Genomic DNA, 20,792 nt, shown 5'->3' on the forward strand with positions numbered 1-20,792 from the left:
ATCAAACCCCTGAGTATGCCATGAAGCCGCCATCGACTGCGAGTGTCGTGCCGGTAACAAAGGATGAGTACGATTCATCCACTAAGAATAGCAGTGCCCCCAATAAATCTTCCGGCTGGCCGAATTTCTTCATCGGCGTCGCTGTCAGGATTTTCTTTGAACGCGATGTCGGATTGCCTTCTGGATCGAGCAGCAAGTCACGGTTTTGCGTCGTTAGGAAAAAGCCTGGTGCGATGGAGTTGACGCGCAAGCCCGTTTCCGCAAAATGCACCGCCATCCACATTGTGAAGTTATTGATCGATGCTTTTGCCGCGCTGTATGCAGGCACTTTGGTCATCGGTGCATACGAACTCATTGAAGACAAGTTGACGATAGCCGGGAACTCACTCTTCAATAATTCTTTGCCGAACACTTGGCTTGCAAGGAATGTTCCAGTGAAGTTAACCGAGAATACATTAGAGAAACCTTCTTCTTCCAAGTCGAAAAATGATTTCCCTTCTGCCGATTCATCATAAGTTTCGGGACCTGTGATGGCGTCCGGATGGTTTCCTCCTGCGCCGTTGATCAAAATATCGATTTTGCCGAAAGCTTTTAAAATTTCCGCTTTCGCTTCTTCAAGAGAAGCCCGGTCCAGAACGTTCGCCGCTACTGCCAGTGCTTCGCCGCCTGCCGCATTAATTTCTTCTGCCACATCTTTCCCTTTTTCGGCAGTGCGGTTTAAAATCGCCACTTTTACGCCGTGGCGAGCCAATTCGCGTGCCATCGCCGAGCAAAGCACTCCGCTGCCACCTGTAATCACTGCCGTACGGCCTTTTAAATTTTCATGGATTGGAATCATTTTGCATCCTCCGTTCTTTTCGTTTCGTAAGCGTCCCATAACCCCAGCAAGTACATGATGCCAAGTGCACGGTCGTATAAACCGTATCCTGGGCGGCAAACTTCGCCCCAGATGTGGCGGCCATGGTCCGGGCGCACATATCCATCATACTCCTGCTCGTGCAATTCTTTCACGACGCCTTTAATATCAATCGAACCGTCTTGCGTGTAATGCGACGTTTCCGTAAAGTCGCCGTTGCCGTAAACTTTTACATTCCGGATGTGGGCGAATGGCGCGCGCTTTGCATACTTGCGTGCCACTTCGACCATATTGTTCGATAAACTCGCGCCCATGGATCCTGTGCACATCGTAAAGGCATTGGATGGTGAATCAGAGATCTCGATCAGCTTCTCATAGCTTTCTTCGCCTGTGATAATGCGCGGCAAACCGAAAATCGAATACGGCGGATCATCCGGGTGGATCGCCATCTTAATGCCGGCTTCTTCCGCCGTCGGCAAGATGGCTTTCAGGAAGTAGGCCAAGTTCGCCCATAATTGCGTTTCGTCTATTTCTTTGTACGCTTCGAACAATTCGCTTAAACGATCCAATTTTTCCGGTTCCCAGCCTGGCAGCGTTAAATCTGATGCTTCACTTACTGTGCGCACCAACTCTTGTGGATCCAAATTCTCCACTTTCGATTTCTCGAAGAATAAAGCCGTTGAACCGTCCTCTAAAGGATGGAACATTTCCGTACGCGTCCAATCAAAGATCGGCATGAAATTATAGCAAATCACTTTGACGCCGACTTCCGCCAAATTGCGGATCGACTCTTTGTAGTTTTCAATATAGCGGTCGCGCTCTGCGTTCCCAAGCTTGATCGATTCATGGACGTTCACGCTCTCCACCACTTCTGTATGGAAACCGTAGGACTCAATATAATCCACTTCTGCTTTGATCGCTTCTTTCGTCCAAACTTCTCCTGCTGGCACATCGTGCAATGCCCAGACGATTCCTTTTACGCCAGGGATTTGTTTGATGTTTTCAAGAGTCACGGTATCGTTGTCTTTGCCGTACCAACGGAATGTCATGTTCATTCGGGGTTTCCTCCTCTATTGTGCACTTTTTTCCATGTATTGTTTGCTTAACTCCACTGCGGCTTCAAATCCGCCAGCTGCATAGGCTTTGTTCAAATCGCTGCCGATTCCTACTGCTACTGCTCCAGCGGAAATCCAGTCTTGGATGTTGTTTAAGTTGATGCCGCCTGTCGGCATGATCCGTACATGCGGAAGCGGGCCGTTGACTGATTTGATGAATGACGGCTCGAAGTTATTCGCCGGGAATAATTTGATAATGTCACTGCCGGATTCAAGTGCTTTGACCATTTCACGGATGGTCATGCAGCCAGGCAAATACGGAACGCCATAACGGTTGCAGACCGGCGCAATGTCTTCATTGAAATGCGGGCTGACGATGAACTTTGCTCCGGCGAGAATGGCGTGGCGCGCTGTTTCCGGATCCAAGACCGACCCTGCACCGAGCAGCACATCTTCATCTTTTAATGCTTCAAAGACGTTCTGCACTTGTGGTGTCGTATACGTCAATTCGATTGCGGGAATGCCTCCTTGGATTGCCGCTTTTGACAACTCAATCGCTTCTTCTTCACTAGTCCCGCGAATTACTGCAACAACTTTCGTTTTGGTCAACTTTGCTAACACTTCATGTTTCAACATGCTATTCAGCTCCTCTTCTATTTAACGTTCTACAACTTTTTCTTTACGGATCAAAGCCGTCACTTCTTCTAAATACGGCAGTCCTTCGTTGTCGCCCGATACTGTCGTAACCAACGCACCGACGCCGTTTGCAAATTCGAGCGCATCTTCCGGCGAATAGCCATGAAGCGCTGCATAAACATACCCTGCATCAAAACCGTCTCCGGCTCCGACTGTATCAATCGGCGTCACTGGGAATGCCTCTTTTTTATGCCATGTTCCATTTTGATAGACACGGGCTCCGTTGCCGCCGTCTTTTATGACCATTTGCTCGATATGGAAGTCTTCGGCACATTTTTCAAGTGCGCTGTCTGCAGAATCCCCGACAATCATTTCGATTTCATCCAAGCCGGTCAGCAAAATATCCACAGCCGGCAGAATTTCCATATACGCAGCCTTCGCCTGTTCCAGCGTCCAAAGCTTCAAACGAATGTTTGGATCAAATGAAATGCGGATATTTTTCTGAGCTGCAATGTTCAATACCCGCTTGACGATTTCCAAGTTTTTCGGATCGATCGCCAGGAACACACCGGTTAAGTGAATCAAATCGACGCCTTCAAACATTTCCTCTTTTATATCGTCCGGCTCCATCGTTAAGATCGGCGATTGGTAGCGATAGTAAAAAGTTTTGCCGGAACCGTCTTCCCGGATTTCTTTGAAATTCAAGGAAGTTGGATAGTTTTCTACAAATTCAACGTGCGATAAATCGACGCCTTCGCCGCGGGCAAAATTATAAATGACTCGTCCAAATTCATCGCCGCCGAGTCGGCTTGCCCATTTAATAGTTAATCCGAGCCGGGCGCAGCCGATTGCAAAATTCAGTTCAGCCCCGCCGACTTTCCGGGTGAAAGAAGGCACATAGCGCAGCGGCCCGGTTTCAGAAGGATTGAACGTGATCAAGGCATCTCCTAATGTGAAGACAGTATATTGGTTAGACAAAACATGACCCCTCTCTTTTCGACTGTTCTTTATTATAAATCGGTTTAGTAAATCGGTTTAGTAACACTATAAATGAAAGTGCTTTCAGAATCAACCGATTGCTAATAATTTCTGAAAAATAAACCGAAGTCCCTTTTTCGCCTGATTAAGATTTTTTCTATTTGCTCGAATGATCCCTTCGTGTGCAGGAAATTCCGCTTCACATAGCGAACTATTTGCTAAGCTAAATTATGACAGGAGGAATGGACATGACGCTTGTCTATCATCGGATTTTGGTAGCAGTGGATGGATCGCAGGAAGCCGAAGCAGCTTTTAAAAAATCAATCGGCATTGCCAAAAGGAACAAAGCGATCTTGAACATCATTCACGTCATAGATTTACGGGGGCATACGCCTGTTCGGCTGCATGAGCCGTATTTGGAAGATGCTGCATTCAGATACGGCCAAAATCTTTTGGAGGATTATAAAAAGGAAGCGCTGGTTGCCGGCGTTTCCGAAGTCAATGTCTATGCCGTTCCCGGATCCCCTAAAAAAGTTATTTCACGCGATTACGCAAAGCAGCTTCAAGCGGATTTGATCGTCTGCGGCGCTCAAGGGTTAAACGCATTGGAGTATTTTCTCATCGGCAGCGTCTCGACAAATATCGTGCGCAGCAGTCCATGCGATGTACTGGTCGTTCGCTTGGACGGTCCGAAAAAGAAAGCAGAGAGAGAAACGATCCGGTACGAATAGCCTTTTAATTTCTGAATATTCAATTTAAAAAGAAGGGATTTTTATGGCTCATCAAGAAAGAGGTGGTAAACCGAAAAAATGGAGGAGGAATTCAGATGGCTTTGGAATACAAACACATTTTAGTTGCGGTCGATGGCTCCAAAGAAGCGGAATGGGCGTTCAGAAAATCAATTGAAATGGCGAAAAAACACAACGCTTCATTGAATCTGATCCATGTGGTGGACACCCGTTCCTACACGGCTATGACGAAGCGCATCCCTTCGGAAAGCGATACGATTTTCGAAGAAGGGCGAGCTCTGATTGAAAAGTATAAGAACGAAGCTATTTCTGCCGGACTTTCTGATGTTTCCGCTTTCGTAGCGCCTGGCTCTCCGAAAAAAGTCATTTCACGGGACTTTGCCAATCAAGTCGATGCGGACTTAATTATCTGCGGAGCCCAAGGTTTGAATGCCTTCGAAAAATACTTGATGGGCAGTGTCTCCCAGCATATCGTCAGCAACAGTTCCTGCGACGTTTTAGTTGTTCGCCGCGAATATCCTGCAAAAGAAGCAAATTAAATTGGCTGCATCCATTTGAACTGCGCGAAAAAAGTCTGGCCGACTGGAGCACTAAGTGGGCTGGACTTTTCTATTTCACTGGAAAATTGTTGCTGAGCTCCACAAAAAAAGAAACAGAAAGGATTTTGTTTAGAAACTCGTCAACCTGTAAAAAAAGAGACTTTCCGCAGAAAGTCTCTTTTCCCCATACATTGGAGTGGAATCATTGAGCTGTATATCCGCCGTCCACCATTATGGTAGTGCCTGTTACAAAATCATTTTCGCACAGGAACACGATCGCATGCGCCACTTCATCCGCTTTTCCTAAACGCCCTGCCGGATGCTTCGCCACTAATCCATTATAGAACTCATCACCCAGTGCTTCCCGGTTCACCATGGCAGTTTCGATGTAGCCAGGTGCGACAGCGTTAACGCGGATGTTTTTGTCTCCGTATTGGAGGGCAGCTGATTTGGTCATCAAGTTGACCGCCCCTTTAGAAGCATTGTAGGCAAAAGCTTGCGGTTCCCCGACGCTTCCAAGTATCGAAGAAGTGTTGACGATCGCCCCGCCGCCGCTCTTCAGCATTTCCCGAACAGCATACTTGATGCCATAAAACACGCCGTCCTGATTGACCCCGATCACTTTTTGATAATCTTCATCCGTTAATTCATGCGTTTCGCTCAAAGCGCCGATCCCTGCATTATTGACCATGATGTCAATTCGGCCAAAGCGGCTGACCGTTTGCGCTACCAAGTTTTCAACGGAAGCTTCCTGAGAAGCATCCACTTTGATGAATACCGCTTCTCCCCCGCTGCCGCTCAATTCTTTGGCTGCCGCTTCCCCGCCTTCTTCATTGAAATCAGCGATGACCACTTTTGCCCCTTTGGCAATAAACGCTTTTGCCGTAGCCAATCCGATTCCCGATGCTCCTCCTGTTACAGCTGCCACTTTCCCTTGCAAGTCCATTCCAATTCCTCCCTTTTCGAATCTCATACACCCCTAGTATATATTATTATCAGACTATTTAGTCATATTATTTTCGAAACTAAAAAAGACCTCTGCCGAAGCAAAGGTCCCTGTCATTTATTCTTTTAATTGGTTGATGAATGGACCGTAATCCCCGCGCTGGTGCTGCAGGGAAATCCATTTCAGCGTCGTGAATTCTTCCAGAATCCATTCGCCGTTGAAACGGCCAAGGCCGGAGTTCTTTTCGCCTCCGAACGGCACATGCGATTCGTCATTGACCGGCTGGTCGTTGACATGGATCATGCCCGTATGGATTCTGTGCGCGAATGCGGCACCATGCTCCAAATTAGAAGAGTGAACCGCGCCGCTCAATCCGTACGGCAAAGCATTGGCCATTTCCGCTGCATCATCGTCATCTTCAAACGGAATCAAAATAGCCACCGGCCCGAAGATTTCATTGACTGCAAGCGGCATCTCATTCGTCACGTTAGTCACTACTGTCGGCTCAAGAACGTTGCCGTCAGCATTTCCGCCTAACCGGATTTCCGCTCCTTGCTTCACGCTCTCTTCCAAGTCTTCCAAAATGCGATCGACTTGCTTGCGGTTAATGAGCGGTCCCACGTTGGTATCCTGTTCTGCCGGATTGCCGTATTTTAACTTGCCGGCACGCTGAATAAAGAGCTCAGCGAATTCATCGTACTTGTCTTTGTGGACAAAAATCCGGTTGATTGCCATACAGATCTGTCCTTGGTGATAAAATTTACCGAACAGCGCCGAATCCACCGCTTGGTCGATATCTGCATCGTCCAAAACGACAAAGACATTATTGCCGCCAAGTTCCAATGCGGTTTTCTTCAGACGCCCGCCGGCCAACTCCCCGATGTGCATGCCGACTTCCGTCGATCCAGTAAAGGAAATCATGCGCGGCACCGGATGGGTAACGATGTCATCGCCGATTTCAGATCCGCGGCCGACAACGACATTCAAGAGGCCTTTCGGCAGCCCAGCTGCTTCGAAAATACTGGCGAAAATCAAACCGCCGGTAATCGGTGTATCCGTAGCCGGTTTCACTACGACTCCGTTGCCGGTCGCAAGTGCTGGTGCGATGGAGCGCATCGCCAAATGGAACGGGAAGTTCCACGGGCTGATGACGCCAATGACACCGATCGGATTGCGGTAAATGCGGTTTTCTTTTCCTGCTTGCTGGGATGGAAGGATCTTTCCTTCCATCTGGAATGGATAAGCAGTGGATTGTTTTACAACATCCAGCGCTGCACCGAATTCAACAGTTGCTTTGATGACGGTGCTGCCGGCTTCTTTCACTAGCCAGTCGATAATCAATTGTTTATTTTCCTGCATAACTTCGACGGTTTTTTCCAGAATCGCCCGTTTGTTCTGCGGCAATTCCTTCGCCCATTCGATTTGTGCTTCCGCTGCCGCTTTGTAAGCGGCATCCAGATCGTCTTTATTGGCTGCTTTCGTAGCGATTAAATCCTCGCCTGTGAAAGGGTTTGTGTTGCCCATCATTTGGTCGCTTGACCCGTCGCGCCATTCCCCGTTTATATACACTTTCGAAAAATCCGTTTTCATTTGGTTCACTCCTCTTTCTGATTGATGGAATTTGTTGACTGATATTCATTAACGCCGCAGCGGTTGTTAAAAAAGATTTTTTGTATTTTTTGCCACTCTTCTCTTTACCCCTTTGAAAAATACTAAAACTAGGATATTTTCATTTCAGTCTTTTGGATGAAGAAAAAGCTCCTGCCGCATGCGGCAAGAGCTTTCGCTATAGTTCTTTTATGATTCTCAGGAGGATACGCGGAATCAGCAGGACAATATCGTAAATCAATTCTGCTAAGTCTATCAAATCCCATATCCATGACCACCGGTCTTTTTTCTCCCTCTTCTTCCTTTTCTTTCTCACTTGCGCATCCCCTCGCTTTTCCAGTGTCGCCCAATTATACGAAAAGAATGCAATAAAGTTTCACTCCTTATAGATGAGCTAACCCAAAAGCTTCAGCTAATAGCCGGATGCCTTCCATTCGGTTTTCTGCACCTGCTACGTTCGGGATGACGGTCACTTCATCTGCTCCATAACGATCGGCAATCCGTTCTATTTCCGCCTTCACGAAATCGGGATCTCCAATGATCATGCGTTTGCGGTTGGCCCGTACTTTTTCCGCTTCATTTGCACTGAAGCCCCGTAATTTTGCCGTTTCAATTGACGGATAATAAGGCGGAGGCGTATTCGATTCAACAAATAGCAGCCAAAGATCGAAGGCTTTTGCAATTTCTTCCGCTTGTTCTTTTGTTTCCGCTACGACGGCAAATACAGCAATCATCACTTTCGGCTTTTCTAAAAACGGAGAAGCTTTAAATGCGCTGCGGTATTTCCGGATGATGTCCATTCCATCGATCGAAGGCCGTGCAAAATGCGCATAGGAATACGCCATGCCTTTTTCAGCCGCCAGTACGGCGCTGCCTTCCCCTGTCCCGAGCAGCCACAATTCCGGCGCAGTATCGGTAATGGGCATAGCAGACAACGCGGCTTCGTCTGCAAAATACTGTTTTAAGAGATCCAGCTGTTCTTCATAAGGCACGGCTCTTTCACGCATGCTGTTCAGCGCCTTATTGACCGCCTGATAGCTGCGTGACCGGCCGATGCCTAGATCAATGCGGTTTGGGTGCAGGGCTTCCAGCATGCGAAAATTCTCTGCCACTTTATACGCGCTGTAATGCGGCAGCATCACGCCGCCCGAACCGATGCGGATGCTCGACGTAGAAGCGGCCAAATGCATCATCAGCATTTCCGGCGAACTCCCGGCAACTGATGCCACTTTATGGTGTTCCGCTACCCAGAACCGCTTGTAGCCCGAGCGTTCGGCAAGCTGCGCCAGTTCCGTTGTCTCGAGCAGCGCTTGCCGCGCCGTTTTCCCTTCATCAATCGGTGAATAATCCAGAAGATTCAATGCCAGCATGCCATTCCCGCCTTTTTTCGGTTAATGGCTCCAGTTTAGCATGCAGAACCTTCGGACCCAAAACACCTTGTTTCAGGCATTTTGGATTGATTCGTAGCATTGGTCCAGCACGGCCATATTCTTGAGCGTAGATTCCGTCGTGATGACCGGTTCCCCGCCGTCCAAAATCGCCCGTGAAAACTGTTCGATTTCCATCCGGTAAATATCGCCGTAAATTTTTTCCTCGCGGGTCATGCTATTGTTTTGGACAATGACTTTGCCGATGCCGCCGTTGATGTCCGGGCGGAAAGCGAACGGCACTTTGATCTTGCCTTCTGTCCCGATGACTTCGTATTCGTTGCGGTTGATCATATCAAAGCTGCAGTCGAACACCGCCTTGACGCCATTGTCCATTTTCATATAGACGGTCGACGTCAAATCGATTCCGGTCGCTTCATCCAGTTCGGCAATCGCTTGGACTTTTACAGGTTCTGAATCCGTCAAATGGCGAATGACCTGGACGCAATAGGAGCCGACATCGTAGATGCTTCCGCCGCCCATTTTTTTGTCCATCCGGATATCCCCTTCCCGGTTGTTCAGGTAAAACGAATGGCTGGATTTAATGAGCTTCATTTCGCCGATTTCTCCGGAAGCCACAATTTCTTTGACTCGGGCATGCTGCGGGTGCAGTTGATACATGAAAGCTTCCATGAATTTGACGCCATGCGCTTCACAAGCTGCAATCATTTCTTTCGCTTCTTGAGCCGACAGCGCCGCCGGTTTTTCGCAAAGCACATGCTTGCCTTTCTCAGCCGCTTTGATGACCCATTCTTTATGTAGATTGTTTGGGAGAGGGATGTACACGGCATCGATTTCCCGATCATCCAATAATGCTTCGTAGCTCTCATACGCTTTTGGAATCCCTAATTCCCTTGCCGTTGCATAAACCCGGTCGCCTCTGCTCGAAATCGCGGACATTTCCGCATTTTCAGCCCGGAAAATTGCCGGTATGACTTGCGTTCTGCCAATATTCGCCGTGCTTAAAACGCCCCATCGTATTTTTTCCATTTCCTCATCTCCTTTGTTTTTAATTATAAAAAGCCGCTATGGGGCGCATAAACTGTCCCGTAGCGGCTTTGGATTTCAAGACAGCTCTGCGCTTCTTGCCTATCACTGATTATTTGATGCGAAGTTCCGTCGCCGGATCGAAGAAATGGGCTTTGTTCAAGTCCATTGCCATGTCGATTGTTTGCCCGGCTTCCACGTTGAAGCGGGCATCGACGCGCGCGACAAAGCTTTCGCCGTTTAGCTGCGAATAAAGGACGATTTCCGAGCCCATCAATTCCGCCACTTCAATCGGCGCTTTGATCTTCGTTTGCGGCGAGTGGTCCAGGAAGAGCGGCTCGTCATGAATGTCTTCCGGACGCACGCCGAGAATTACTTCCTTATCAGCGAACCCATTTTCCTTCAATACAGCCAATTTCCCTTCAGGCACCATCACACGCTGGTCGCCCATGACAAATTGGTTGCCTTCCAATTTGCCGTGGAAGAAGTTCATCGCCGGCGAACCGATAAAGCCGCCGACAAACATGTTGTTCGGCAAATCGTAGACTTCTTTCGGCGTGCCGATCTGCTGGATAAACCCATCTTTCATGACGACCAGGCGCGTGGCCATCGTCATCGCTTCCGTCTGGTCGTGCGTTACGTAAACGGTTGTCGTCTGCAGGCGGCGGTGCAATTTCTGGATCTCCGCCCGCATCTGTACGCGCAATTTCGCATCCAAGTTGGACAACGGTTCATCCATCAGGAACACTTCCGCATCGCGCACAATGGCGCGTCCCAAGGCCACACGCTGCCGCTGACCGCCGGACAGGGCTTTCGGCTTGCGGTATAAGTATTCTTCCAAGTTTAAGATCTTCGCAGCGTTCTCAACACGTTCTTTGATTTCCGCTTTTTTCAGCTTGCGCAGCTTCAAACTGAACGCCATGTTGTCGTAGACGTTCATGTGCGGATACAGTGCATAGTTCTGGAACACCATCGCGATGTCGCGGTCTTTCGGCGACACGTCGTTGACGCGACGGTCCCCGATAAATAAATCGCCTTCGGTGATGTCTTCAAGCCCGGCAATCATGCGCAAAGTAGTGGATTTCCCGCAGCCGGACGGCCCGACAAGCACCAGAAATTCTTTGTCGCGAATCTCTAAGTTGAAGTCCTGAACCGATACAACCCCTTTATCGTAGACTTTTTTTACATTCACTAAGTTTAACCCCGCCATTTTCATCCCTCCAAATTGTGTAAGGCTCTCATGCGAGCCGGTAAAGCGCTTACTTTTCTTTAATAAGCTCCTCTAATTTCAGAAGCCACCTGTTCTTTATAGAATTTGGCAAGCTTGTCCATTTCTTCTGAAGAATAAGGTGCAGCCTCAACTGCCTTCAGATTGTCTTCCACTTGGGCAATGGTTTTAAAGCCCGGAATTACAGTTGAAATCGCATCGTGTTCTAATATCCATTTTAACGCGGCTTGCGACATATTTCCTCTATTTTCTGCAATCCATTTTAAATTTTCAGCCAATTCAACACCTTTTGTAAATTCCAGTCCGGCAAACGTCTCTCCCACATTGAAAGCATCGCCGTTGCGATTGAAATTCCGGTGGTCATCTTGCTCAAACTCAGCATCCGCTTTGAATTTCCCGGTCAATAATCCGCTCGCTAAAGGCACGCGCGCCAAGATGCCCACCCCTTGCTCTTTCGCTTTCGGGAATAATTCCTCCAACGGCTTTTGGCGGAATAAATTAAAGATCACCTGTAAACTGCTGACATTCGGGTTTTCCAGGCAAATCAGCCCTTCTTCCACTGTTTCGACACTCACGCCGTAATAGCGGATTTTGCCTTGTTCTTTTAAGCGGTCCAGCACGTCGAATACCTGGCCATCGCGTAAAATGTCAGTGGCCGGACAATGGATTTGGAACAGGTCAATCTGCTCACGTCCGAGACGTTTCAAACTGTCTTCGCAGTATTTCGCGACACTTTCCATCGTATAGTTTTTCGGATCCGCAAAATCATCTGCGCGGCCGAACTTTGTCGCAATGTGGATTTCATCGTGTCTGCCTTTTGTCGCTTTTGCCAATAGTTCTTCACTATGGCCGTCACCGTAGACGTCAGCGGTGTCAAAAAAATTGACGCCTTGCGCCATCGCATAGTCCAAAGCTTTTAACGATTCCTGGTCATTTGTCTTCCCCCACGAACCGCCAATTGCCCATGTGCCAAAACTGAGTTCACTCACTTTTAAATCCGTCTTGCCGATTTGCCGGTATTCCATCGATGCCACTCCCATTCTATTTGATAAATAGTTACAAATAAGAGTCCCAACTAAAGGAGTTGAGACTCTTATTTAACCTGCTATTTACGGAACGCCAAAAGCTTTTCGTTCATCGCTTTTGTCTGTCCGTAAACTTCTTGATAAATAGAAAATAGTTTTTGATAGTTTTCTACATTCGCCGGATTCGGCTCATACTGCGCATCTTCTTTCAAGAATGCATCTGCACATTCCTTTAATGAAGCAAACCATCCGCTGCCGTAAGCAGCAAGCATGGCTGCGCCCATTCCCGGACCTTGTTCACTTGTCAGGCGGACAATTTTCGCATTGAAAATATCTGCCTGCATTTGAAGCCAGTCCTTGTTTTGTGCACCTCCGCCGATCGATACAATCGTATCAATCTCTTTTCCGCTTTCGCGGAAAATCTCGATGGATTCATTTAAAGAGAACGTAATGCCTTCCAGTACGGCCCGGGCAAAATCTTTTCGGCGATGGGAACTATCCATTCCGATAAAACTTGCACGGATGGCAGCATCTGCATGGGGTGTGCGTTCACCGACGAGATACGGCGTAAACAGCAAGCCGTTCGAGCCGACAGGCACAGTGCCCACTTCAGCAAGCAAATCGTCAAACGATTCATCCGGTGCAAAGGTTTCTTTAAACCAAGTCAAACTGTAGCCGGCTGCCAGCGTGACGCCCATCGTGTAATAGACATCCGGCGCCGAATGGTTGAAGTAATGGACCTTGCCGCCAAAATCCTTGTCGCTGCTTGCTTCATAAGATAACACAACACCGGATGTACCGATACTGCAAAGCGTTTTGCCATCTTCTAGAATTCCAGACCCGATTGCGCCGCACGCATTGTCCGCACCGCCTGCAAAAACGCGGGTTGCCGGTGCAAGCCCTGATGCTGCTGCATATTCAGCCGTGACCGTACCCACTTCGTCATGCGAGTAGACAAGCGGCGGGCACAGGTTTGGATCAATATTCAAAAGTTCACAGATTTCTGTGCTCCATTGTTTTTTGCTGATATCGAGCAATAATGTGCCGGCAGCATCCGAGAATTCCATCTCCAACTTGCCGGTCATGCGGTATCGTAAATAGTCTTTTGGCAATACGAACGATTTCGCTTTCGCAAAAATTTCCGGCTCGTGCTTTTGGACCCAAAGAATTTTCGGCAGTGTGAAACCTTCAAGCGCCGGATTCTTGGTGATTTCGAGTAAGCGTTCATTGCCTACAGCATCGTAGATCTGCTGGCATTCGGCCGTTGTTCTTGTGTCGTTCCATAAAATGGCCGGGCGCAAGACTTCATTGTTTTCATCCAGCAGCACAAGGCCGTGCATCTGCCCCGAGAAGCTGATGCCTTCGATGTCTTCAGCAGCCCCATCAAAACCGGAGAGGAGCTCAAGCAGCCCGGAAGTTGTTTGAGCCACCCAGTCCTCTGGATTCTGCTCGCTGTATCCTGTTTTTTCTTGTATCAATGCATATGATTTCGAAACGCTGTGCACCACTTCTCCTTGCTGGTTGACCAGCAGGATTTTCACGGCACTCGTTCCAAGATCGACTCCAATCACGTATTTCATAGCGACAGCTCTCCTGACGTTCAGACTTATTATTTAGCGAAAGCTTGCAGCAAGTATTGGTTGATTGTTGATTTGATCTGCTCAAGACGGCCAGATGTTTGTTTGATCTCCGTTAAGCCAAGTGCATGCTCTTCTAGTTTGTGGAAATCCGTTTTGCCTTCGACGATGTCTAGGCCGATTCCTTCTGTGTAGGTTTGGTAGCGGTCTTCCATGATGGAATCCAATACTTTGTCGTCGATCAATTGCTGAGCGACTTTCAAGCCGACAGCAAATGCGTCCATCCCCGCAATATGTGCGTGGAACAAATCTTCAGGCTCGAATGAACCGCGGCGTACTTTCGCATCGAAGTTCAAGCCGCCTTTGCCAAGTCCGCCGTTTTTAAGGATTTCATACATTGCAAGCGTCGTTGACCAAAGATCTGTCGGGAATTCATCTGTATCCCATCCAAGAAGCGGATCGCCTTGGTTCGCATCGACGGATCCAAGCATGTTGTTGATGCGTGCATAGTGCAATTCGTGCTCGAATGTGTGGCCTGCAAGCGTCGCGTGGTTCGCTTCAATATTGAATTTGAAGTGGTTTTCCAAACCGTAGTTCTGCAAGAAAGCATGGCCAGTTGCCACATCGTAGTCGTACTGGTGAGTTGTCGGCTCTTTTGGTTTTGGCTCGATCAAGAATTGTGCGTCGAAGCCGATTTCTTTCGCATAGTCGACAGCCATATGATAGAAGCGGCCCAAGTTATCAAGCTCCAGCTTCATGTTCGTGTTCAATAAAGTTTCGTAGCCTTCGCGGCCGCCCCAGAACACATAGTTTTGTGCCCCAAGCTCTTTGCCGATTTCCAAGCCTTTTTTCACTTTTGCAGCTGAATAAGCAAAAACATCCGCATGGTTGGATGTTGCAGCACCATGGATGAAGCGCGGGTGCGTGAAATTGTTGGCAGTGTTCCAAAGCAATTTCGCTTTGCTGTCTTTCATGTAATCTTTGATCATGGCAACGATGACGTCTAAGTTTTGGTTCGATTCTCTTAAGTTGCTGCCTTCTGGTGCGATATCGACATCATGGAAGCAGAAGAATGGCACATCCATTTTTTCATAGAATTCGAAACTTGCATCTACGCGCGCTTTTGCCAAGTCCATTCCGCTGAATTTATCCCATGGGCGGTTCATCGTCCCAGCGCCGAATGGATCCGATCCATCCATTGTAAATGTGTGCCAGTATGAAACCGCATAGCGAAGAATTTCTTCCATCGACTTGCCGCCGACTACTTCTTCCGGGTTGTAAAATTTAAAAGCGAATGGATTTTTTGAAGATGCACCTTCAAATTTAATTTTGTCAATGTTCTCGAAATATGCCATAGTTTTTGCCTCCTAGGTATTGGGTTCTGGTAATTTTGATAAATAAATAGGTTTATCCTTAATGAAAAGGCTTTCATTTGATATTATAACAAGTTACAATTAGTTTGTCTATTGGTTAAACAAAGTTTTATTTAGAATGATTCGACTATTCGACTTATAAACAGCGGTAATTTTGTTCAAAGCGTCCAAAAGGTCCTCATCTCTATCCGCAGCATCATTTATTCGTCCAATTTTCCGACTTGGTGTATGCTTTTAAATAAGTTAGATGTTGGATTTTCAGAAAATCGAAATGTAAGGAAGGTCATAGATGAATTCCACCAAAAATACCGTTTATCAGATTACCGAATGGATCACCCGCTTTGCCTATTTAAATTTGCTGTGGGTCGTTTTCACATTAGCAGGCGCAATTGTTTTAGGGCTGTTCCCTGCTACGACGGCGATGTTTTCCGTTTGCCGGAAATGGCTGCGCGGACAGACGGACGTACCCGTTTTCCGGACGTTCTGGGACTATTACCGGAAAGATTTTGCCAAAAGCAATGTGATGGGCCTCGTGGTTTGGCTGCTTTTGGCATTGATTGCCGCTGACGTCTTCTACCTATTAACGTTGGACACTGCCCATTTAACTTGGACGTCGATTCCTTTATTCGCTTTCATGCTTTTGGTTGCGCTGTTCCTGTTCTATCTGTTCCCGACCTTTGTGCATTTTGATATCCGCGTCCCGCAAGTGCTTAAAAATGCTTTTTTGATCATGCTGATTCACCCGCTTCACAGTTTGCTGATCCTGCTTTGCCTTGTGCCTCTGTTTCTGATCATGCAAGCTCTGCCGGCGCTCGCGTTTATCTTCGGCGCCAGCTCCTATGCTTTCATCACGATGTGGATTTCTTTAAATGCGTTCAATAAAACCACTGCGAAGACGGCAAGCAGCCTTCCCGAATAAAAAAGCTTCACCTCTCAGATACGATTCCTGATGAGGTGAAGCTTTTCTTTTGTCCAGACTCCAGCGCCTAGCTCCTCGGGATCTTAAGTCAGCCCACTATGGAAATCAGGATTTCCTCCGTGTGCTGCCTTAAGCCTGTCGGAGCTGACCAGGCGCTTCCGCTTTTCTTTTGGCCAGACTCCGATGGCCAGCTTCTCGAGTCGCTTCCGCTTTTCTATTTACCCCTTCACCGCACTCGATGAAATCCCTTCAACGACTTTATTGCTGAAGAAGATGAAGGCGATGATGATCGGCAAGACGCTGATGATCAGCGTGGCACCGATTGCACCCCAGTCGGTCATGTATTGGCCGATGAAGTTCTGGATTCCTACGGTCAGCGTTTTGTATTTCTCCGAGCTGATGAATGTGTTGACGAAAACGAATTCGTTCCAGTTGTAGATCATGTTGATAACGACGGTTGTTGCCATGATCGGCGTCGTCATCGGCAAGATGATGCGGAAGAACATGCGATGGATCGAACAGCCATCGATGATTGCCGCTTCTTCGACTTCGTGCGGCAAGGTGTAATAAAAACCGAGTAAAATCATTAGCGTGATCGGTAAATTGTACGCCGTGTACGTGATGACAATCGACCACGGGTTATCAATCATGTCGACGCTCAAGAACATGCTGTAGAGCGGGATCAACGCCGAGTGGATCGGGATCATCAAGCCGACCATAAAGAGGCCGAGGACGAGGCCGCTCAATTTCCATTTCATGCGCGTCAAAGCGAATGCGGCCATGCTTGCGAATAGCACCGTAAAGATGATGGCCGCAATCGTAATCCAGACACTATTGAAGAAATACGTGCCGATTCCCCCGTCCCAGACTTTCTGGTAATTTTCCCATCTGAATTCTGACGGCAAAGAAAACGGTGAACCTGCAAAGATTTCCTGGTTGCTCTTTAAAGAGAACAGGAACAGCCAGATGAGTGGGAGGATTTGAAATAATGCCACTACGATCAAAGCCAAGTATAGAAAGAAATATCCAACACGTCTCATTAAACAAACCTCCTCCTAGTATTCAAGCTTCTCTTTTGTTTCGGTCACTTTACGGATGATCAACGTAACGATCAGTGTGATGATCAATAGCAAGAATCCGATGGCACTGCCGTAGCCGAAGTTGTAGCTAGAGAAAGCCAGTTTGTACATATAAGAAGCCATTACTTCGCTGGCTCCGTTTGGCCCGCCGGCCGTCATTACGTAAATCAAATCGAAGTATTTCAAGGATCCGACAATTGCCAAAACGATAGTGACACTCACGATTTCTTTGATCAACGGCAATTTGATGCGCATGGCAATTTGGAATGGCGTCGCGCCGTCAATTCTTGCAGCTTCAATCAAAGATTCCGGAATGTTTTTCAACGCTGCATAGTAAATCAGGATATAGAACCCTGCATATTGCCATAGGATTGGAACGAAGATGGCAAACAAAACCAAGCTTGGATCTGCGAGCCAAGATGGTGGATTTTCAACTCCGATAGTTCTAAGGAAAGAATTCAAAATCCCGTTGGACGGGTTGTAGACTTTAACCCATAATTGGGCAATAGCGACGGATGACAAGAGCATCGGAATCAAGTAGATTTTGCGAAGCAAATCCGCCCCTTTGATTTTTGAAGCCAGGATGATCGATACTGCTAAATAGATGATTAAACTCAATGCCGAGAAAAGGGCCAATAAGAACGAATGCAAAGCACTGTTCCAAAACAGTTTATCTTGGATTCCTTCTATATAATTGTCCAGGCCAATAAAAGTTTTTTCTCCGATTCCATCCCAGTCCATCAAGCCGTAATAGCCGGACAGGAGCAGCGGGATGAAGATCAGGACCATCAGCAATATAAAAGCGGGCGCAATATAGAACGCGATATAAAGCTTATTGGACATCACTTTGTTCATAACATTCAACCCCATATCTTATAAAGTAGAAGGGGACAATCCTGAATTCTGGATATGCCCCCCTCTTGTTCTTCTAGCTTTTCAAACTGTTTGGATCATTTTTTATTTCGAAAGAGCGTCCTCGTGGGCTTTTGCAAATTCTTCAGGCGTCATTTCGTTGCCAAATAGGGCTTGAATTGCATCTAAGTGGACTGTTGCCACTTCCGGGCTCAATTGAACATCCGCAAACATCGTGATGTTGCTTGCCTGATTCAATTCTTCCAAAATGTCGATGTACATTTGCGGAAGATCCATTGAAGCAGCATCCACTTTTGTCGCTGGAATTACGCCTGCTTCTTCAACTGCTTTTTCGCCCCACTCTTTGACAAAGAAAGCAGAAAAGTCTTTCGCTTCTTCTTTTACTTCTGAATCTTCTGCTACGAACAAGCCAACTCCAGGGCCGCCGACAAAGCTGCTCATGTCGCCTTGCCCGTCAACTGTCGGGAAGTTCATGTATTTTACAGAATCTCTGAATTCTTGTGGAACGTCTTCATTCGTTGTGAAGTTTGGAAGATCCCAAGTTGCGATCATGTACATTGGCGCTTGTTCGCTCATGAACATGCTCTTCGCTTCTTCGTCAGCAAGGCCGTTGAATCCGTCAACGAACGCCTTGCTGTCTACCAGGTTTTGAACTTCTGCAGCCGCTTCGATCAAGGCAGGATCTTCGAAGCTGCCTGAACGGTCGATTGCTTTATTCAATGTATCAGCGCCGCCGATGCGGTCAGCCAGGTACATATACCACATAGAGCCTGTCCATGAATCTCTGTTTCCTAGTGCAATCGGCTGAATGCCTTCTTCACGGAATGCTTTTGATGCTTCTAGCAATTCTTCGTATGTTTCCGGAACTTCAATGCCGTTATCCTTGAACATTTTCTCATTGTAATAAATGCTGACAATGTTCAATTCCAATGGCAATCCGTATGTTACATCGTCAAGCGCATAAGCTTCAGCAGTTCCTGGTACAAATGCATCGGACAATTCAGACTCGATGACATCATCTAATGGAGCGAACATATTGCCGCCTACATAAGGCTCAAGAAATCCGGCAGCCCATGTCAGGCCGACATCCGGCAATTCTTTTGATGTCGAAAGGACACGCAATTTATCTTTGTATTGCTCATTGCTTAAAACTTCTAAATCTATTTTGACGCCTTCGTTTTCCGCTTCGTAATCCGCAATAATGTCGTTTACCACGTCAAAATGCTTTTTCGAGCTGCCTTCCGGCCATAAGTGCATAAATTTGATTTCCGTGTCTGCATTACTTGAACCTGATGATGCTTCATCAGAATCTGAACACCCTACTAACAGTAACGATGAAATAGCAACGGACAATAGCAGTGCAAGCGTTTTCTTCCTTTTCATTTTTTTCTTCCCCCCACTTTGTGTGCTATTACAACAATATTCAGATTGTTGTATGCGTTTTCATTATAGCAAGCGTTTTCATGTTCGTCTAGTGGCTAAACAAAGTTTTTTATTAAACTACTTTCGTTTTCAAGTATCTGTTAGAATAGGTTTAAAAATGATAGAAAGAGCTGAGCAGGATGAATGTAAAAGTGACCAAGACCTGGAACCATCAAGTCGTCAAAGAAGGCAACAAATCATTGGTACTGGATAAGATCAAAAACAATTCGCCGATTTCGCGGGCAGCTGTCGCCAGCCAAACCGGATTGAACAAGGGAACCGTCTCTTCTCTTGTCAGCGATTTGCTGGATGATCATTTGATTTACGAATCCGGCCCTGGCGAATCAAGCGGCGGCCGCCGACCGGTTATGCTCTTATTCAATGCCCTGGCTGGCTACGCCATCGGCATCGATATCGGCGTCAACTATCTGCTAGGCGTGCTGACCGATCTCAGCGGCAACATCCAATTGAAGAAAGAATGCAGCTTCAAAAATCTTTCTTATGAAGAAATCAAAGAAAAAATGTTTTCCACCATTGATTCATTAATCGCTTCTGCACCCGACAGCCCGCACGGCGTTGTAGGCATCGGCGTCGGCGTCCCAGGCGTGGTCGATAAAGACGGCGAAATTTTGCTTGCGCCCAATTTAAAATGGCGGAACCTCGATTTAAAATCCGTTTTGGAAGAAAAATACAGGCTTCCCGTCATTATTGAAAACGAAGCGAACGCCGGTGCTTACGGCGAAAAACGTTTCGGTGCCGGCCAAAAATGCGAAAACATCATTTACGTCAGCGCAGGAATCGGGATCGGCGTCGGCTTGATCTTGAACGGCTCCCTCTATAAAGGGTCGAACGGATTCTCCGGTGAACTTGGCCACATGACCATTCAAGTAAACGGTCCAAAATGCCGCTGCGGAAATGAAGGTTGCTGGGAATTATACGCGTCGGAACAAGCTTTGCTCAATACAGCGGTGCAGTCCGGTTTATTCGCTTCCACTGATGAAGAATTGGATTTGCCGCATTTGATCCAGCTTGCAGAATCCGGCAATGAAGAAGCCATTGCCCTCTTCAAAAAAAGCGGCGATTATTTAGGCGTCGGCATCAACAACATCGTCAACACTTTTAACCCGCAGCAAGTCGTAATCGGCAACCGGATGGCTTCCGCCAAAAATTGGCTGAGCGAATCGTTGAATGAACGCGTGGCAAACCAAGCCCTTTGGTTCCAGCAAAACGATTTGATCATCGGCTTTTCGGAACTTGATACGCTGCCAACGGCACTTGGCGTCGCTGCTTTTACCATTGAGAATTTCTTGAGTGTCCGCATGCAGCCGCAGCAAGCCATTTTTTCTTAAGCTGTTATAAACTTTCACCACACTTAGTTTACCAATCGTACTAAGTAGTGTATGATTGTTTATATCAGCTGAAGATTTTTAATTTTCGATTTAATTGGATTAAAAATCTTTGCTTATGCTGTTTTGGCATCTTTTTTTGAAAGCACTTACATTTGTTCTGCCAAGC

General features: G+C 47.2%; 19 protein-coding genes. 4 read left to right on the forward strand and 15 right to left on the reverse strand.

From position 1 onward, the window contains the following. Position 1: 1 nt before the first annotated feature. From BN1080_RS14090 to BN1080_RS14105, 4 genes are read right to left on the reverse strand one after another with little or no spacing between them, the layout of a single operon-like run. Positions 2-838 (reverse strand): SDR family oxidoreductase, encoded by an 837-nt coding sequence (locus tag BN1080_RS14090; RefSeq protein ID WP_052652998.1) that lies wholly within the window; start codon positions 836-838, stop codon positions 2-4. Further along, the gene (gene uxuA, locus BN1080_RS14095) at positions 835-1,911 is read right to left on the reverse strand and encodes a mannonate dehydratase (RefSeq protein WP_052653000.1); all 1,077 of its coding nucleotides are present in this window, start codon (positions 1,909-1,911) and stop codon (positions 835-837) included. Before uxuA ends, BN1080_RS14090 begins: the two co-directional genes overlap by 4 nt. A 15-nt stretch (positions 1,912-1,926) precedes the next feature. Beyond that, positions 1,927-2,547, reverse strand: coding sequence for a bifunctional 2-keto-4-hydroxyglutarate aldolase/2-keto-3-deoxy-6-phosphogluconate aldolase (locus tag BN1080_RS14100; protein WP_052653002.1), 621 nt, complete (start codon positions 2,545-2,547; stop codon positions 1,927-1,929). 21 nt (positions 2,548-2,568) lie between these two features. Then, the gene (locus BN1080_RS14105; RefSeq protein WP_052653004.1) at positions 2,569-3,525 is read right to left on the reverse strand and encodes a sugar kinase; all 957 of its coding nucleotides are present in this window, start codon (positions 3,523-3,525) and stop codon (positions 2,569-2,571) included. A gap of 248 nt (positions 3,526-3,773) precedes the next feature. Here BN1080_RS14105 and BN1080_RS14110 point away from each other — a divergent pair, with 248 nt between their 5' ends. Beyond that, complete coding sequence (locus BN1080_RS14110) at positions 3,774-4,256, forward strand: universal stress protein (RefSeq protein ID WP_052653006.1); 483 nt, start codon at positions 3,774-3,776, stop codon at positions 4,254-4,256. Positions 4,257-4,351: 95 nt separating this feature from the next. Then, positions 4,352-4,813 carry a universal stress protein gene (locus BN1080_RS14115; RefSeq protein ID WP_052653008.1) on the forward strand — a complete coding sequence of 154 codons (462 nt, stop codon included), beginning with the start codon at positions 4,352-4,354 and terminating at the stop codon, positions 4,811-4,813. Positions 4,814-5,015: 202 nt separating this feature from the next. Here BN1080_RS14115 and BN1080_RS14120 read toward each other — a convergent pair whose 3' ends face one another. The 8 genes from BN1080_RS14120 to xylA all read right to left on the reverse strand — a co-directional run bounded on the left by BN1080_RS14120 (position 5,016) and on the right by xylA (position 14,966). Then, entirely contained in the window at positions 5,016-5,759 is a 744-nt protein-coding gene (locus BN1080_RS14120; protein ID WP_052653010.1) for an SDR family NAD(P)-dependent oxidoreductase, read from the reverse strand. 117 nt (positions 5,760-5,876) lie between these two features. Further along, entirely contained in the window at positions 5,877-7,349 is a 1,473-nt protein-coding gene (locus BN1080_RS14125) for an aldehyde dehydrogenase family protein (protein WP_052653012.1), read from the reverse strand. A 401-nt stretch (positions 7,350-7,750) separates the two neighbouring features. After that, positions 7,751-8,737, reverse strand: a complete 987-nt coding sequence (locus BN1080_RS14135) for an LLM class flavin-dependent oxidoreductase (RefSeq protein ID WP_052653039.1) — start codon at positions 8,735-8,737, stop codon at positions 7,751-7,753. 72 nt (positions 8,738-8,809) lie between these two features. Continuing rightward, positions 8,810-9,784 (reverse strand): Gfo/Idh/MocA family protein, encoded by a 975-nt coding sequence (locus BN1080_RS14140; RefSeq protein WP_052653041.1) that lies wholly within the window; start codon positions 9,782-9,784, stop codon positions 8,810-8,812. A gap of 109 nt (positions 9,785-9,893) precedes the next feature. After that, on the reverse strand, positions 9,894-10,991 hold the full coding sequence (locus BN1080_RS14145) for an ABC transporter ATP-binding protein (RefSeq protein WP_052653043.1): 1,098 nt from the start codon (positions 10,989-10,991) through the stop codon (positions 9,894-9,896). A gap of 59 nt (positions 10,992-11,050) precedes the next feature. Continuing rightward, the gene (locus BN1080_RS14150; RefSeq protein ID WP_052653045.1) at positions 11,051-12,034 is read right to left on the reverse strand and encodes an aldo/keto reductase; all 984 of its coding nucleotides are present in this window, start codon (positions 12,032-12,034) and stop codon (positions 11,051-11,053) included. Positions 12,035-12,114: 80 nt separating this feature from the next. Next, positions 12,115-13,614 carry a xylulokinase gene (gene xylB / locus BN1080_RS14155; RefSeq protein WP_052653047.1) on the reverse strand — a complete coding sequence of 500 codons (1,500 nt, stop codon included), beginning with the start codon at positions 13,612-13,614 and terminating at the stop codon, positions 12,115-12,117. Positions 13,615-13,643: 29 nt separating this feature from the next. Continuing rightward, positions 13,644-14,966: a xylose isomerase gene (xylA, locus tag BN1080_RS14160; protein ID WP_052653049.1), complete on the reverse strand. Its 1,323-nt coding sequence runs from the start codon at positions 14,964-14,966 to the stop codon at positions 13,644-13,646. A gap of 307 nt (positions 14,967-15,273) precedes the next feature. On the opposite strand from xylA, the gene BN1080_RS14165 reads away from it, so the two are divergent. Beyond that, positions 15,274-15,903 carry a YesL family protein gene (locus BN1080_RS14165; RefSeq protein ID WP_052653051.1) on the forward strand — a complete coding sequence of 210 codons (630 nt, stop codon included), beginning with the start codon at positions 15,274-15,276 and terminating at the stop codon, positions 15,901-15,903. Between the two features lie 218 nt (positions 15,904-16,121). Here the strand turns inward: BN1080_RS14165 and BN1080_RS14170 are convergent, their stop codons facing one another. The 3 genes from BN1080_RS14170 to BN1080_RS14180 all read right to left on the reverse strand — a co-directional run bounded on the left by BN1080_RS14170 (position 16,122) and on the right by BN1080_RS14180 (position 19,238). Continuing rightward, positions 16,122-16,943, reverse strand: coding sequence for a carbohydrate ABC transporter permease (locus tag BN1080_RS14170; protein ID WP_052653053.1), 822 nt, complete (start codon positions 16,941-16,943; stop codon positions 16,122-16,124). 15 nt (positions 16,944-16,958) lie between these two features. Beyond that, positions 16,959-17,837, reverse strand: a complete 879-nt coding sequence (locus BN1080_RS14175; RefSeq protein ID WP_052653055.1) for a carbohydrate ABC transporter permease — start codon at positions 17,835-17,837, stop codon at positions 16,959-16,961. A 102-nt stretch (positions 17,838-17,939) separates the two neighbouring features. Then, on the reverse strand, positions 17,940-19,238 hold the full coding sequence (locus BN1080_RS14180) for an extracellular solute-binding protein (RefSeq protein WP_052653057.1): 1,299 nt from the start codon (positions 19,236-19,238) through the stop codon (positions 17,940-17,942). A gap of 179 nt (positions 19,239-19,417) precedes the next feature. On the opposite strand from BN1080_RS14180, the gene BN1080_RS14185 reads away from it, so the two are divergent. Beyond that, complete coding sequence (locus tag BN1080_RS14185) at positions 19,418-20,626, forward strand: ROK family protein (RefSeq protein WP_052653059.1); 1,209 nt, start codon at positions 19,418-19,420, stop codon at positions 20,624-20,626. Positions 20,627-20,792: the final 166 nt, after the last annotated feature.

Source organism: Planococcus massiliensis, assembly GCF_000821325.1.
GTDB classification, from domain to species: domain Bacteria; phylum Bacillota; class Bacilli; order Bacillales_A; family Planococcaceae; genus Planococcus; species Planococcus ruber.

What these genes read in the sequence shown, in the direction of transcription:
- BN1080_RS14115 (WP_052653008.1), top strand. Translation starts at nt 4,352, where the DNA reads ATGGCTTTGGAATACAAACACATTTTAGTTGCGGTCGATGGCTCCAAA.
- BN1080_RS14185 (WP_052653059.1), top strand. Translation starts at nt 19,418, where the DNA reads ATGAATGTAAAAGTGACCAAGACCTGGAACCATCAAGTCGTCAAAGAA.
- BN1080_RS14145 (WP_052653043.1), bottom strand. Translation starts at nt 10,991, where the DNA reads ATGGCGGGGTTAAACTTAGTGAATGTAAAAAAAGTCTACGATAAAGGG.
- BN1080_RS14170 (WP_052653053.1), bottom strand. Translation starts at nt 16,943, where the DNA reads ATGAGACGTGTTGGATATTTCTTTCTATACTTGGCTTTGATCGTAGTG.
- BN1080_RS14120 (WP_052653010.1), bottom strand. Translation starts at nt 5,759, where the DNA reads ATGGACTTGCAAGGGAAAGTGGCAGCTGTAACAGGAGGAGCATCGGGA.
- BN1080_RS14140 (WP_052653041.1), bottom strand. Translation starts at nt 9,784, where the DNA reads ATGGAAAAAATACGATGGGGCGTTTTAAGCACGGCGAATATTGGCAGA.
- BN1080_RS14125 (WP_052653012.1), bottom strand. Translation starts at nt 7,349, where the DNA reads ATGAAAACGGATTTTTCGAAAGTGTATATAAACGGGGAATGGCGCGAC.
- BN1080_RS14110 (WP_052653006.1), top strand. Translation starts at nt 3,774, where the DNA reads ATGACGCTTGTCTATCATCGGATTTTGGTAGCAGTGGATGGATCGCAG.
- BN1080_RS14150 (WP_052653045.1), bottom strand. Translation starts at nt 12,034, where the DNA reads ATGGAATACCGGCAAATCGGCAAGACGGATTTAAAAGTGAGTGAACTC.
- BN1080_RS14175 (WP_052653055.1), bottom strand. Translation starts at nt 17,837, where the DNA reads ATGAACAAAGTGATGTCCAATAAGCTTTATATCGCGTTCTATATTGCG.
- uxuA (WP_052653000.1), bottom strand. Translation starts at nt 1,911, where the DNA reads ATGAACATGACATTCCGTTGGTACGGCAAAGACAACGATACCGTGACT.
- xylA (WP_052653049.1), bottom strand. Translation starts at nt 14,966, where the DNA reads ATGGCATATTTCGAGAACATTGACAAAATTAAATTTGAAGGTGCATCT.
- BN1080_RS14090 (WP_052652998.1), bottom strand. Translation starts at nt 838, where the DNA reads ATGATTCCAATCCATGAAAATTTAAAAGGCCGTACGGCAGTGATTACA.
- BN1080_RS14135 (WP_052653039.1), bottom strand. Translation starts at nt 8,737, where the DNA reads ATGCTGGCATTGAATCTTCTGGATTATTCACCGATTGATGAAGGGAAA.
- BN1080_RS14165 (WP_052653051.1), top strand. Translation starts at nt 15,274, where the DNA reads ATGAATTCCACCAAAAATACCGTTTATCAGATTACCGAATGGATCACC.
- BN1080_RS14180 (WP_052653057.1), bottom strand. Translation starts at nt 19,238, where the DNA reads ATGAAAAGGAAGAAAACGCTTGCACTGCTATTGTCCGTTGCTATTTCA.
- BN1080_RS14100 (WP_052653002.1), bottom strand. Translation starts at nt 2,547, where the DNA reads ATGTTGAAACATGAAGTGTTAGCAAAGTTGACCAAAACGAAAGTTGTT.
- xylB (WP_052653047.1), bottom strand. Translation starts at nt 13,614, where the DNA reads ATGAAATACGTGATTGGAGTCGATCTTGGAACGAGTGCCGTGAAAATC.